This window comes from Microbulbifer pacificus (genome assembly GCF_002959965.1).
GTDB classification, from domain to species: Bacteria; Pseudomonadota; Gammaproteobacteria; order Pseudomonadales; family Cellvibrionaceae; genus Microbulbifer; species Microbulbifer pacificus_A.
Genome location: NZ_PREV01000026.1, coordinates 339,880 through 354,041, shown reverse-complemented (window position 1 = coordinate 354,041; position 14,162 = coordinate 339,880). Strand labels below are relative to the sequence as shown.

12 protein-coding genes are annotated in these 14,162 nt (G+C 57.5%); 8 read left to right on the top strand and 4 right to left on the bottom strand.

What is annotated here, in order from left to right; translation table 11 throughout:
* Positions 1-38 precede the first annotated feature (38 nt).
* The 8 genes from C3938_RS02045 to C3938_RS02010 all read left to right on the top strand — a co-directional run bounded on the left by C3938_RS02045 (position 39) and on the right by C3938_RS02010 (position 10,092).
* Positions 39-2,864: a 2-oxoglutarate dehydrogenase E1 component gene (locus C3938_RS02045; protein WP_105101605.1), complete on the top strand. Its 2,826-nt coding sequence runs from the start codon at positions 39-41 to the stop codon at positions 2,862-2,864.
* 86 nt (positions 2,865-2,950) lie between these two features.
* Positions 2,951-4,153, top strand: coding sequence for a 2-oxoglutarate dehydrogenase complex dihydrolipoyllysine-residue succinyltransferase (gene odhB, locus C3938_RS02040; RefSeq protein ID WP_105101604.1), 1,203 nt, complete (start codon positions 2,951-2,953; stop codon positions 4,151-4,153).
* Between the two features lie 182 nt (positions 4,154-4,335).
* The gene (gene lpdA, locus C3938_RS02035; protein WP_105103168.1) at positions 4,336-5,775 is read left to right on the top strand and encodes a dihydrolipoyl dehydrogenase; all 1,440 of its coding nucleotides are present in this window, start codon (positions 4,336-4,338) and stop codon (positions 5,773-5,775) included.
* Positions 5,776-5,930: 155 nt separating this feature from the next.
* Positions 5,931-7,097 (top strand): ADP-forming succinate--CoA ligase subunit beta, encoded by a 1,167-nt coding sequence (gene sucC, locus C3938_RS02030; protein WP_105103167.1) that lies wholly within the window; start codon positions 5,931-5,933, stop codon positions 7,095-7,097.
* Between the two features lie 2 nt (positions 7,098-7,099).
* Positions 7,100-7,972: a succinate--CoA ligase subunit alpha gene (gene sucD / locus C3938_RS02025; RefSeq protein ID WP_105101603.1), complete on the top strand. Its 873-nt coding sequence runs from the start codon at positions 7,100-7,102 to the stop codon at positions 7,970-7,972.
* 52 nt (positions 7,973-8,024) lie between these two features.
* Complete coding sequence (locus C3938_RS02020) at positions 8,025-8,714, top strand: DUF6795 domain-containing protein (RefSeq protein ID WP_158681522.1); 690 nt, start codon at positions 8,025-8,027, stop codon at positions 8,712-8,714.
* A gap of 41 nt (positions 8,715-8,755) precedes the next feature.
* On the top strand, positions 8,756-9,910 hold the full coding sequence (locus tag C3938_RS02015) for a lipase family protein (RefSeq protein WP_105101601.1): 1,155 nt from the start codon (positions 8,756-8,758) through the stop codon (positions 9,908-9,910).
* Complete coding sequence (locus tag C3938_RS02010) at positions 9,907-10,092, top strand: hypothetical protein (RefSeq protein ID WP_105101600.1); 186 nt, start codon at positions 9,907-9,909, stop codon at positions 10,090-10,092. Before C3938_RS02015 ends, C3938_RS02010 begins: the two co-directional genes overlap by 4 nt.
* Before the next feature lie 74 nt (positions 10,093-10,166).
* Here the strand turns inward: C3938_RS02010 and C3938_RS02005 are convergent, their stop codons facing one another.
* The 4 genes from C3938_RS02005 to selD form a co-directional block, all read right to left on the bottom strand.
* Positions 10,167-10,550 (bottom strand): YciI family protein, encoded by a 384-nt coding sequence (locus tag C3938_RS02005; RefSeq protein WP_105101599.1) that lies wholly within the window; start codon positions 10,548-10,550, stop codon positions 10,167-10,169.
* Positions 10,551-10,668: 118 nt separating this feature from the next.
* Positions 10,669-11,910, bottom strand: coding sequence for an RNA polymerase sigma factor (locus tag C3938_RS02000; protein ID WP_105101598.1), 1,242 nt, complete (start codon positions 11,908-11,910; stop codon positions 10,669-10,671).
* A 36-nt stretch (positions 11,911-11,946) separates the two neighbouring features.
* Entirely contained in the window at positions 11,947-13,059 is a 1,113-nt protein-coding gene (gene mnmH / locus C3938_RS01995) for a tRNA 2-selenouridine(34) synthase MnmH (RefSeq protein WP_105101597.1), read from the bottom strand.
* Entirely contained in the window at positions 13,056-14,114 is a 1,059-nt protein-coding gene (gene selD, locus C3938_RS01990) for a selenide, water dikinase SelD (RefSeq protein ID WP_105101596.1), read from the bottom strand. The genes mnmH and selD overlap by 4 nt, the downstream gene beginning before the upstream one ends.
* Positions 14,115-14,162 lie beyond the last annotated feature (48 nt).

Sequence of the window (14,162 nt, the reverse complement as noted above, 5' to 3'; positions counted from 1 at the left end):
AATTCAAGGGTGCGCGTCGTCAATTGAGGTAGGCATTAATGCACGAAAGCACTATGGAGGAGCTCTGGCGGACTTCGCACATCTCCGGTGGTAACGCCGGATACGTGGAAGACCTCTACGAGACCTATCTGCACGACCCCAGTGGTGTACCGGAAGAATGGCGCAATTACTTTGACAGCCTGCCGCGGGTCAATGGCGGTGATGTCTCACATGCTGCCATTCGTCAGCATTTTGAACTGCTGGCGAAAAACCGTACCCGCCCGCTATCCGCTCCCGGCGCCGGCTCTATCAATGTCGAGCACGAGCGCAAGCAGATCAAAGTTCTGCAGCTGATCAATTCCTACCGTCACCGCGGCCACAAGAAGGCCACTCTCGATCCACTGGGCTTGATGGCACGTGAGCAGGTGCCGGATCTGCAACTGAATTACCACGGACTCACCGAAGGCGACTTCGATACCACGTTCCAGACCGGTGACCTGTTCTTCGGTAATGGTGAAGCCACTCTGCGCGAAATTGTGCACGGACTGGAAAAGACCTACTGCGGTACCCTGGGCGCGGAAATCATGCACCTGTCGAATCTCGACGAGCAGCAGTGGTTCCAGCAGCGCCTTGAGCGCAGTCTGTCCAAGCCCAGCTTCGGCAACGACATCCGCGTAGAGATTCTGCAGCGCCTGTCCGCGGCCGAAGGCCTGGAGCGTCACCTGGACTCCAAATACCCGGGTACCAAGCGTTTTGGTGTGGAAGGTGGTGAGAGCCTGATCCCGCTGATGGATGCACTGATTCGCCGTTCCGGCACCTACGGGGTGAAGGAAGTGGTGATCGGTATGGCCCACCGCGGTCGCCTGAACACCCTGGTCAACATTCTGGGGAAAAACCCGGCGGACCTGTTCGAGGAGTTCGAAGGCAAGAAGACCCTCGATACCTCCGGTGATGTCAAGTACCACCAGGGCTTCTCCTCCAACGTGATGACCCCCGGTGGCGAAGTGCATTTGGCGCTGGCCTTCAACCCCTCGCACCTGGAAATCTGTGCCCCGGTAGTGGTTGGCTCCGTGCGTGCGCGCCAGGATCGCCGCGGTGATGCCACCGGTGAGAAGGTGATGCCGATCAACATCCACGGCGATGCGGCCTTTGCCGGCCAGGGCGTGGTGCAGGAAACCCTGCAGATGTCCCAGACCCGTGGTTACTACACCGGCGGCAGTATTCACCTGGTGCTGAACAACCAGGTGGGCTTTACCACCAGCAAGCGCGAAGACGCCCGCTCCACCGAGTACTGTACCGATGTGGCGAAGATGATCGACGCTCCGGTACTGCACGTAAACGGTGACGATCCGGAAGCCGTGGTGCTGGCTGGCCTGCTGGCGGTCGACTATCGCTACGAATTCAAGAAAGACATCGTCATCGACCTCGTGTGTTACCGCCGTCGCGGCCACAATGAGACCGACGATCCCTCCGGTACTCAGCCGCTGATGTACCAGGCCATTCGCAAGCAGAAGACCACCCGTACCCTGTACGCGGAGAAGCTGGTAGCGGAAGGTGTGCTGAGCAAAGATGCAGCGGACGCACTGGCCAATGATTACCGTGAGAAACTGGATCGTGGCGAAGATGTGGCCACCGGTCTGGTAAAAGAGCCGGACTCCTCCATGTTCGTGGACTGGTCTCCGTACCTGAACCACGAGTGGACCGCGGAAGGTGACACCAGTTTCCCGCTGACCAAGCTGAAAGACGTGGCCAACCGTATGACCACCGTGCCGGACGGCATCGTGATGCAGCGCCAGGTGGCCAAGATTTACGAAGACCGTCGCAAGATGGCCGGCGGTGGTCTGGAACTGAACTGGGGCATGGCGGAAACCCTCGCCTACGGCACATTGCTGGAGCAGGGCTACATGATCCGCTTCACCGGTGAAGACGTGGGTCGCGGTACCTTCTCTCACCGCCACGCGGTACTGCACAGCCAGAAAGATGGCCAGACTTACATTCCGCTGAAGCACATGTACGAGGGGCAGCCGCGTTTCGATATGTACGATTCGCTGCTGTCTGAAGAAGCGGTACTGGCCTTCGAATACGGTTATGCCACCACCACCCCGAAATCCCTGGTGGTGTGGGAAGCCCAGTTCGGTGACTTCGCCAACGGCGCCCAGGTCGTCATCGACCAGTTCATCACTTCCGGTGAGCACAAGTGGGGCCGTATGTGCGGCCTGGTGATGTTGCTGCCGCACGGCTACGAAGGCCAGGGCCCGGAGCACTCCTCTGCGCGCCTCGAACGCTTCATGCAGCTGTGTGCAGAACACAATATCCAGGTATGTAACGCTACTACCCCGGCACAGATCTTCCATCTGCTGCGTCGCCAGGCGATCCGCCCGATGCGTCGCCCGCTGGTGATCATGAGCCCGAAGTGGATCCTGCGTCACAAGCTTGCGACCTCCACCCTGGACGAGCTGGCCAACGGCAAATTCCACAACGTTATTCAAGATCAGGGCGTCGATCCCGCCAAGGTGAAGCGACTGATCCTGTGTTCCGGCAAGGTTTACTACCATCTGCTGGAAGCGCGTATTGAGCGCGAACAGGAGGACGTGGCATTCGTTCGTATCGAGCAGTTGTACCCATTCCCGGACGACGAATTCCTGGCCGCGGTTTCCGCATTCAAGAACCTCCAGAGTGTGGCCTGGTGTCAGGAAGAACCGATGAACCAGGGCGCCTGGTACTCCAGTCAGCACCATCTGCGCCGTCTCCTGAAAGAGGCGCACCCGACTCTGGAACTGGAATACGTCGGTCGCGCGGCATCTGCTGCACCGGCAGCGGGCTATATGTCCACGCACTTGGAAGAACAGAACACGTTCATCAATGAGGCGCTGACTGTCAACTAAGGCAGCAGTACAACGAAGAGCAGGGGGCCGCGAAAAATGGAAAACGTTTTTCCGGCCATCCAAGAAAATCTCAGGAAACAGGACCAATGACCATCGAGATTAAAGCGCCAACCTTCCCCGAGTCCGTTCAGGATGGCACCGTTGCCACCTGGCACAAACAAGCTGGCGAAGCTGTGTCCCGCGATGAACTGATCGTGGATATTGAAACCGACAAAGTGGTGCTGGAAGTTGTTGCGCCGGCGGACGGCGTCCTCAGTGAAATCGTCAAGGGCGAGGGTGAGACCATCCTCTCCAATGAAGTGATTGCGATTCTGACCGAAGGCGCCGCTGGTACCACTGCCGCAGCGCCGGCTCCGGCGGCGGAAGAAAAAGCTGCTGCACCGGCCCCGGCCGCCAGTGCTGAAAAAATCGCGATGCCCTCCGCCAAGAAAATGGCGGCGGAGAAGGGTGTTGACCTCGCTTCTGTCGAAGGCAGTGGCAAAGGCGGTCGCGTATTGAAAGAAGACGTGATGAAGGCGGGCTCCGCGCCGGCAGCAGCTGCTGCACCGGTTGCGGCTGCCGCGCAGGTGGCGGTTGCCCCGGGTGAGCGCGTTGAAAAGCGTGTGCCGATGACCCGTATGCGCAAGCGCATCGCCGAGCGTCTTCTCGATGCTTCCCAGTCTACCGCCATGCTCACGACCTTCAACGAAGTGAACATGAAGCCGATCATGGACCTGCGCGCGAACTACAAAGACCTGTTCGAGAAGACCCACAACGGTACCCGCCTGGGCTTCATGGGCTTCTTCGTAAAAGCAGCGGTAGAAGCGCTGAAGCGTTACTCCGCGGTGAACGCGTCCATCGATGGCGACGATATCGTCTACCACGGCTACCAGGACATCGGTGTAGCGGTTTCCTCGCCGAAAGGCCTTGTGGTACCGATCCTGCGCAGCGCCGAGAACATGGGCCTGGCGGATATTGAAAACAACATCCGCGACATGGGCCTGCGCGCCCGCGACGGCAAGCTGTCCATCGAAGAGATGACCGGCGGTACCTTCACCATCACCAACGGTGGTGTGTTCGGTTCCCTGTTGTCCACGCCGATTCTGAACCCGCCGCAAACCGCCATCCTCGGCATGCACAAAATCCAGGATCGCCCGATGGCGGTTAACGGCAAGGTAGAAATCCTGCCGATGATGTATCTGGCGCTGTCCTACGACCACCGCCTGATCGACGGCAAGGAAGCGGTAGGCTTCCTGGTGGCGATCAAGGAAATGATCGAAGATCCGGCGCGTATCCTGCTGGAAGTGTAAGCAGTACGATTCTTGGAGATAGGGCGGCCCTGTGCGTTTCGCACGGCCGCCCGAAACATTATGAGCCTGTGCATCCCGCAGGCATCAGCGGCAGCAAGACCGCCTCAGGGAAAACCGGGCTGATCCCGGTAATGCGGATATGAATCCGCATACGTTGAATCCACTCAAATTTGGAACAGACCATGTCAGAAAAATTTGACGTAATTGTAATCGGCTCTGGCCCCGGTGGTTATGTGGCCGCAATTCGTGCAGCGCAGCTGGGTCTGAAAACTGCCTGTGTTGAAAAATGGGTGAACAAAGAAGGCAAGACCATCAACGGTGGTACCTGTCTGAACGTGGGCTGTATCCCCTCCAAGGCGCTGCTGGACAGCTCCTGGAAATACCACGAAGCAAAAGATTCCCTCGAAGTTCACGGCATCGAAACCGGCAAGGTGAAGATCGACGTGAAAAAAATGATCGAGCGCAAGGAAGGTGTGGTCAAGCAGATGTCCGGTGGTATCTCCGGTCTGTTCATGGCCAACAAGGTGACCTCCATCCAGGGTACCGGCAAACTGCTGGCTGGCAAGAAAGTGGAAGTGACCGATAAAGACGGCAAGACCACCACCTACGAAGCGGACAACGTAATCCTGGCTTCCGGCTCTGTCCCGGTGAATATTCCGCCGGCACCGGTAGACAACAAGATTATCGTGGACTCCACCGGTGCTCTGGAATTCACCGATGTACCGAAGCGCCTCGGCGTGATTGGTGCCGGTGTGATCGGCCTGGAGCTGGGCTCCGTGTGGAACCGGCTGGGTTCCGACGTGGTTGTGCTGGAAGCCCTCGACAGCTTCCTCGCCATCATGGACCAGCAGATTGCCAAGGAATCCCAGAAGATCCTGAAAAAGCAGGGCCTGGATATCCGCCTGTCCTGCCGCGTAACCGGCAGCGAAGTGAAAGGCAAAGAAGTTGTCGTCACCTACCAGGACAAAGACGGCAACGAGCAACAGGAAACCTTCGACAAGCTGATCGTGTGCGTGGGCCGTCGTCCCTACACCGAAGGCCTGCTGTCTGAAGATGCCGGCGTGAAGCTGGACGAGCGCGGATTCATCTACGTCAACGACCTGTGCATGACTTCTGCACCGGGCGTGTGGGCGATCGGCGACGTAGTGCGCGGCCCGATGCTGGCTCACAAAGCGTCTGAAGAAGGTGTGGTGGTAGCCGAACGTATCGCCGGCCAGAAGCCGATGATGAACTACGACGTGATTCCGAACGTAATCTACACCCACCCGGAAATCGCTGCGGTTGGCCGTACCGAAGAACAGGTAAAAGCCGACGGCGAACCCTACAACGTAGGTGTGTTCCCGTTCCTGGCGGTTGGCCGCGCAGTGGCTGCCAACGAATCCGGCGGCATGGTGAAGATCATCGCGCACGCGGAAACCGATCGTGTACTGGGCGCCCACATCGTAGGCCCGAGTGCCTCCGATCTGGTGCAGCAGGTAGCGATCGCAATGGAGTTTGGCTCCAGTGCGGAAGATATCGGTATGACCGTATTCGGTCACCCGACCTTCTCTGAAGCGGTCAAGGAAGCGGCTCTCGCGGTCAATGGTCACGCCATCCATATGGCGAATCGCAAGAAGCGCTGATCAGCGACTCGCGTGTCGGGGCGGAAACAGCAATGTCCGCCCCGGTTTCATTTCAGAACCCGGATTTTGTAAAGAGGCAGTGTCGGGGTTCTGTCTAAAGGTGCAGAGCAATCTGCAATTGGTAAACACATTTCAAATGTGAATTGGTATTGACTATGAACTTGCATGAGTATCAGGGCAAACAACTGTTTGCAGCATACGGATTGCCGGTTTCCAAAGGCATTGCAGCGGAAACCCCGGCAGCAGCAGCAGCGGCAGCAGACGAAATCGGCGGAAACAAGTGGGTTGTTAAGGCCCAGGTACACGCCGGTGGCCGCGGTAAAGCGGGCGGCGTCAAGCTGGTGGACTCCAAGGCTGAAATCGAAGAATTCGCCAAGAAGTGGCTGGGCAACAACCTGGTAACTTATCAGACAGACGAAAAAGGCCAGCCGGTTTCCCGTATTCTGGTTGAGAGCTGCACCGATATCGAACAGGAACTTTACCTGGGCGCGGTTGTTGACCGTTCTACCCGTCGCATCGTTTTCATGGCCTCCACCGAAGGCGGTGTTGAGATCGAGAAAGTCGCGGAAGAGACTCCGGAAAAAATCCTGAAAGCCATCGTCGATCCGCTGGTAGGCGCTCAGCCTTACCAGGCGCGCGAGCTGGCGTTCAAACTGGGCCTCGAAGGCGACCAGATCAAGCAGTTCACCAAGATCTTCCTGGGCCTCGCCAAGATGTTCAAAGAGAAAGATCTGGCCCTGCTGGAAATCAACCCGCTGGTGATCACTCCCGAGAAGAACCTGCACTGTCTGGATGCCAAGATCGTGATCGACAGCAACGCGCTGTACCGTCACCCGGACCTGCGTGAAATGCACGATCCGTCTCAGGAGGACGCCCGTGAAGCACACGCTGCCAAGTGGGACCTGAACTACGTCGCGCTTGATGGCAACATCGGCTGCATGGTGAACGGTGCCGGTCTGGCGATGGGCACCATGGACATCGTCAACCTGCACGGCGGCAAGCCGGCCAACTTCCTGGACGTTGGCGGCGGCGCGACCAAAGAGCGCGTTATCGAAGCGTTCAAAATCATCCTGTCTGACGAAAATGTGAAGGCAGTTCTGATCAACATCTTCGGCGGTATCGTTCGCTGCGACATGATCGCAGAAGGCGTGATCGGCGCAGTGAAAGAAGTCGGCGTTAAAATCCCGGTTGTTGTGCGCCTTGAAGGCAACAACGCCGACCTGGGTGCCAAGGTACTGAGCGAAAGCGGCCTGAACATCATCGCAGCGACCAGCCTGACGGATGCTGCAGAGCAGGTAGTAAAAGCCGCGGAGGGTAAATAATCATGTCCGTATTGATTAACAAAGACACCAAAGTCATCTGCCAGGGCTTCACCGGCTCCCAGGGTACTTTCCACTCCGAGCAAGCGATTGCGTACGGAACAAAAATGGTTGGTGGTGTAACTCCGGGTAAAGGCGGCCAGACTCACCTGGGCCTGCCGGTCTTCGACACCGTAAAAGAAGCGGTTGAAGCCACCGGTGCAGAAGCGTCCGTAATCTACGTTCCGGCGCCGTTCTGTAAAGACTCCATCCTGGAAGCGGCAAACGGCGGCATCAAGCTGATCGTGTGCATCACCGAAGGCATTCCTACCATGGACATGCTGGATGCCAAGGTGAAGTGCGACGAGCTGGGCGTGCGCCTGATTGGCCCGAACTGCCCGGGCGTGATCACTCCCGGTGAGTGCAAAATCGGCATCATGCCGGGTCACATCCACAAGCCGGGCAAAGTGGGCATCGTTTCCCGCTCCGGCACCCTGACCTATGAAGCGGTCAAGCAGACCACCGACTACGGCTTCGGCCAGTCCACCTGTGTGGGCATCGGCGGCGACCCCATCCCGGGCTCCAACTTCATCGACATTCTGGAAATGTTCCAGAACGACCCGCAGACCGAAGCGATCGTCATGATCGGTGAGATCGGCGGTTCCGCGGAAGAAGAAGCGGCTGCTTACATCAAGGCAAACGTCACCAAGCCGGTGGTTTCCTACATCGCTGGTGTAACTGCTCCTCCCGGAAAGCGCATGGGCCACGCCGGTGCGATCATCTCCGGTGGTAAAGGCACCGCTGACGAGAAATTTGCTGCTCTGGAAGACGCCGGTGTCAAAACCGTACGCTCCCTGGCGCAGATCGGCGACGCACTGAAGGAAGTAACCGGCTGGTAATTTCCTCCGCTTATTTACTTCGAAAACGGGCCTCAATTGAGGCCCGTTTTTTTTGCCTGGAATTTCGGGCAAAAAAAGTGAAGGTTTCACTTGTGCGTTCTATTTGGTGCCAGTTTTCCTGTTGTTTATGACTGTGCACTTTCCCGAATCTCATTTTAATGGCACTTTTGAATCACTGGATCAGGTCTCACCATTGGAGGCGAGCTTGTTGTTTCGATGGTTTTTTTTAGTGGTTGGTATTTCATCTATTTGGAACTGTAGTGCAGATTCCGGGGCGGCAATGGTTTCAGTCAAGGAAAAGGAAATGTTGAGCAAAACAAAAGAAGAAACGTATGTAATTGCCTCTCCGTTGAGCGGTGTATTGTTGCGGGATGGGAAGCCGATGGCGAATACGCGGTTATTGCGGCGGTTGACATGGAATGGTAATGAAGAGGGACTTTTGCAAGCGTTCAGTACAGATGCGGATGGACGCTTTGAATTACCAGTACATGAAGAGGGCTTGAGCTTGAATTTCATGACGCAGTTTGTGGCTAAATCCACAGTTTATGTGGCGAGCGAAGCAGATGAAAACATGATCTGGTATAGCAGTAAATTAACTCCAGAATTGAATTCCGAGATTGAAAATCCTGTTGTGGGGTTAACTTGTGACATGGCTGATGATGAAGTCATTGTTCACGGCAGAGACTCCAGTGTGCCTAATATTATGACTCGCTGTCGTTGGAACTCGATGAAGAAGGCGTAGTAGGAAATAATCAAATATTATTTAAAATTAAGGGTGATTAAATGGAAGTTTCGCCAATTCTCTCAGCTGATCTCGCCGAAGGGGTTTACTCGGTCAATAAAAATGATCCTGTAGCATTGAAGATTTTCCTGTCTGCTTCAGCATTTTCTCAAAAGGTCAAACCCAGTGTTCTCACTGCGTCGGTAGGTGGTCGGTTACTTCGGGCTGCCAAAGATGGGTTCGGGATATGTGCGCAAGGTGGAGGTGATTACCAGGGGCACGCATTTCTCATATTTCGTGGAACGACTGAAGCCAATAATAGGGCTGATTTTGTAACCGACGCACGCATCGGTATTACCATCTCCAAAACGGGCCTGCCTGTCCATATCGGTTTTAACCACACATTCAACAGCATGCTCCCGGATATCCGTGATTTTCTCGCAGGAGCAAATATTGCCGGCCCGGTGCATTGTATCGGACATAGCCTTGGCGGTGCGGTGGCCTCACTGGCGGCGGACTGGATATCGAAAAATACATCGCACCCGGTACGCCTATATACCTTTGGGGCGCCGCGTGTCGGTACCGACTGGTTCGTAAACCGGACGACGGTTTCCATTGGGCGGGAGAATATGTATCGCGTGTACCACAAGACAGATCCGGTGCCGATGCTCGCAATGTATCCTTTTATGCAGGCTCCCTACGGTTCGTCTGGTTACTTTATTCATTCGTCAGAACTTGCGCTAACGGGTGCCGCGCACAAGATGGGGAAATATATTGCCTCCGTGAAAAACAAATCCTGGGAGCAGGTGGGGGATGTGCCGGATCAACCGTATCTCATTGAGTCCGCGGTGGAAGACTGGCTCAAATCGAAAAGCTGGGTTAGTGCAGACAGCCCCGCTTTCTGGCACTGGGCAGAGGCGGCGCTGCGTTACGTATTGAAAAAGCTCATCATGAGCGTGGCGTATTCGTTGCAGACGACATTTGTGGGCGTTCTTACGGTCGCAGACAAACTCGCTATTATTCTGGAGAAAGGGCTCCACCTCGCCGAGCACATCAGTCTCTGGGTCGAGTTACTGATCCGCAAATTACTGCATGCATTCGGTATGAAGGTAGAAGCCAGCCGGGAAGCGATTACCCGTTCCCTGATCAGAATGGTACTGGTTAGGCTTATGGAAAAGGCCAACCGCCAGGCCCGCAACGCGCTGAGGAATCTGTGAGTTTTCTCATTCTGCTGGGAAAGCTGCTGGCTTCTTTCCTGTTGGGGATGGCCGTTCTGGTCGGTGCTCTGATGGCCAACCCGCGCTGGCACAGTGGGAACTACCGACCAGCCGCGGGGTATGCCTCGGGATTTATCTTTTTTATTGGCGGTCTGGCCGGGCTCTACTATCTGTGGGTTTAGTGTTGCGCCGGAGCCCATGCTCCGGCGCGGCCGCCAATCACCGTCACTGTTCTGTGTTAGCAGCGCGTACTCATTCAGCCTGCATTGCCACCCGCCTGATTACCTTCTTCCTGTAGCTCACGTGCGGGACGGACTTCTACCGAGCCGTAACGCGCCGGCGGGATTTTGCCCGCCAGGGCAATGGCCTCGTTGAGATCCCGGGCCTCAAGCATGTAGAAACCCGCGAGTTGTTCCTTGGTCTCGGCAAAGGGGCCATCTGTGGTGGTAACGCGATTGTCCCGCACGCGCACTGTGGTCGCGGTACTGGTGGGCAGTAAAGGGCTGCCGGTAATGAAGTGGCCGTTGGCGCTGAGGTTGGCCACACACTCCATACATTCGCGATTCAGTGAATCCCACTCCTGTTGGGACATACGCTCCATGACTTTCTCGTCGTAATAGACCAGTGCCAGATACTTCATACAAAGCTCCTTGTGTTCTGTTTAGGTTTCCGCATGTTTGCCGGTGGTTCTAACACTGGTCGAACCGCGGTGCTCGAATTCGACAGGAGCACCCCAAAATATTGATTTCATCGCAGGCTCAATATGTGTCCAGCTCCGCCAGGCGGTGGGTAAGGTAACGTTGCTCGGGCCCCTGTTGTGTCAACTCCAAGGCACGCTGGTAGGCGACGCGCGCCTCGTCCACACGTCCGAGGCGCCGGCACAGGTCAGCGCGGGCGGCGTGTGCCAGGTGGTAGTCGCTGAGCGCACCGCGGGCAAGCAGGGCGTCGATCAGATACAGTCCCTGCTCGGCGTCATCGCGCATGGCCACGGCGACAGCGCGATTGAGCTCAACCACTGGCGATGGATTCCGTTCGAGCAGAGCGTCGTAAAGCCCGACGATCTGTGGCCAGTCTGTTGCCTCCATGGAGGGAGCTTCGGCATGGACGGCGGCGATGGCCGCTTGCAGGGAGTAGCTTCCAAAGCGACGACTGCCCAATGCGCGCAGTACCAGGCCGATGCCCTCGCGAATCTGTTGCTGGTCCCACAGGGCGCGATCCTGCTGTTCCAGCAGGATCAGATCGCCCTCGGTGGAAATACGGGCGGCACGGCGGGAGTCCTGCAGGAGCAGCAATGCCAGCAGGCCTTCGGCTTCCGGTTCCGGCAGCAGCTGGCACAGTAACCGCGCGAGACGAATGGCTTCGGTTGCCAGATCGTGCCGAAGCAGGCGGTCGCCACTGGACGCCGAATAGCCTTCGTTAAAGATCAGGTAGATCGCGTGCAGGACGGACTGCAGCCGCTCGGGTAACTGTTCCGGTCCGGGCACTTCGTAGGGAATTCCCGCATCGCGGATTTTCGCTTTTGCGCGCACGATACGCTGGGCCAGGGTGGGTGTGGAAGTGAGAAAGGCGCTGGCGATTTCTTCTGTAGTCAGACCGCACACTTCCCGCAGGGTCAGGGCCAGCTGCGCCTCCGGCGCGATGGCTGGATGACAGCAGGTAAAGATCAGCCGCAGGCGGTCGTCTTCAATTTCCTGCTCTTCTATCTCCTCCGTTGTCAGCTCTGATTCCAGTTGTTCGGCGATATCTTCATACGACACATTAAAACGCGCCTTGCGGCGAATCTGGTCGATAGCCTTGAAGCGTCCGGTAGATACCAGCCAGGCGCGGGGGTTTTCCGGTACGCCATCGGTTGGCCACTGGGTGAGGGCGGCGGTAAAGGCTTCGTGCAGCGCCTCCTCCGCCAGGTCGAAATCGCCGAGCAGTCGGATCAGGGTGGCGAGCACACGGCGGGACTCGTTCGCGTAGAACTCGTTGAGCCAGGCTCGGGTTACCGGGGGCATAAACTTGCTCTTTTTAACACGGTGTTGTTACCGGCTTCAGATTCTGCAACGTTCCCGCAGAAAAGCCACCACTTCCTGCTGGTTTCCCCGGAACAAAATACGACGGTCCTTCTTCTCCAACTGGTAGTCGTACATGGGGTCGTAGTAGTCATGTAACAGGGTTGCGATCCACTCGCGGTGCCGATCGACGCTGCCGTCGTGCAACTGCCGGGACAACGCGGCGTGCATGACGGCATCAAGTTGCCGATAGCGTTCGCCGCCCAGGCGTCGGGTAATGTTGGCGAGATTACTGCGCAATGCTTCGGCGAATTTTTGCCGGCCGATTTCGCGCCCGAACGTATTTTCGAAATCTGCGCAGAGGTCGATCACGTAATCTTTCAGAATCCGCGTCACCCGGCTTTCGCGGCTGTCTTCCAGCCACACCAGCGGACTTGTCTGCATTGCTCGGTACAGAGATACAGGCACCGAGCAACGGCCGATCAGACGGCTTTCATCCTCCAGTACTAACCGGTGATTACCCCTGTGGCGTTGTTTGAGCAAGTCGATGGCGAGCGTATTTTCAAAACCGATCTGCGGTGGCTGCGGAGAAGCTTTTTTACCAAAGCTTGAGCCGCGATGATTGGCGTGGCCCTCGAGGTCTATGGCGTTATGCAGTTGTGCGAGCACTTCGGTTTTGCCGGTGCCGGTCATTCCTCCCACGAGGGTAAACCGGCAATCGCGTGCGGCACTTTCGATTTCCTCCAGCAGGAACTGGCGCATGGCTTTGTAGCCGCCGGTAATACGCGGGTAGGGAATACCGGCGTCTCGCAGCCACTGCTGGCTGATCTGGGAGCGCAGGCCACCGCGAAAACAGAACAGGTAGCCACTGGGGTGCGTACGGGCAAATTCCGCCCAGGCGGCCACACGGGTTTCTTTTACTTTGCCACCCACCAGCTGGTGGCCCAGGGCAATGGCCGCCTGCTGCCCCTGCTGCTTGTAACAGGTGCCCACTTTCTGGCGCTCGCTGTCGGTCATCAGTGGCAGATTGACCGCGGAGGGGAAAGAACCCTTGAGAAATTCCACCGGTGCGCGGGTGTCGATCAGGGGCAGGTCATTCAGAAAAATTTCCCGGTAGTCTGCGCTGTCCGGTCTGGAAGCGTGTTCGCTCATGCCACGATCACCGCTGGCGCTTCACTTTTGTGCCTGGCAACCAGCGTTCCTATTGGCGTAAGCGTCAGGCCAAATTCAGTGGCCGCGGCCAGAAACTCCTGCTCTCCGTCTTCGGTAACCGCCACCAGCAGGCCTCCACTGGTCTGCGGGTCCGCGAGCAGTAACTTCTGATTCTCGTCTGCCAGCTGCACCCGGTGTCCGTAGCTGTCGAAATTGCGCCCGGTACCCCCGGGGACGCAGCCCTGTTGCAGATAGTGTTCGACACCCGCAATGCGCGGCACCGTGTCGAAGTCCAGGTTCGCAGTAAGCCCGCTGCCATCCGCCATTTCCACAAGATGCCCCAGCAGGCCGAAGCCGGTAACGTCGGTCATGGCCGTGACCCCTTGGATGCGCGCAAAGCGGCTGCCGGGACGATTCAGGGTGCACATCAGGTCGCGGGCGACGCCTACATCTTCCGCTCTCAACCTGCCCTGCTTTTCCGCGGTGGTGAGCACACCGATACCCAGCGGCTTGGTGAGGTAAAGCCGGCAGCCTTCAGTGGCCGTGTCGTTGCGTTTCAACCGACATCTGTCCACGACGCCGGTCACGGCGAGGCCGAAGATGGGCTCGGGGGCGTCAATGGAATGGCCTCCTGCCAGCGGAATCCCGGCCGCGTCACACACCGCCCGGCCGCCGCGTATGACCTCCCGCGCCACTTCCGGCGGCAGCACATTCACCGGCCAGCCGAGAATGGCGATGGCCATCAGCGGATCGGCGCCCATGGCATAAATATCACTGATGGCATTGGTGGCGGCGATGCGGCCGAAATCGAATGGGTCGTCGACGATCGGCATAAAGAAATCCGTGGTGGACACGATGCCCCGCTCATCGTCCAGGCCATAAACTGCGGCGTCGTCGCGACTGGTATTGCCCACCCACAGTCTGGGGTCTCCAACCTGGGAGCCGCTGCCGGCGAGAATCCGGTCGAGCACTGCCGGGGAAATCTTGCAGCCGCAGCCGGCACCGTGGCTGTACTGGGTGAGGCGGATGGCGGCAGGTGCTGTTGAACGGTTCATGAGAACTCCGGCAGATGACTATGACGCAAGTTTACCGGCAGGCCACTC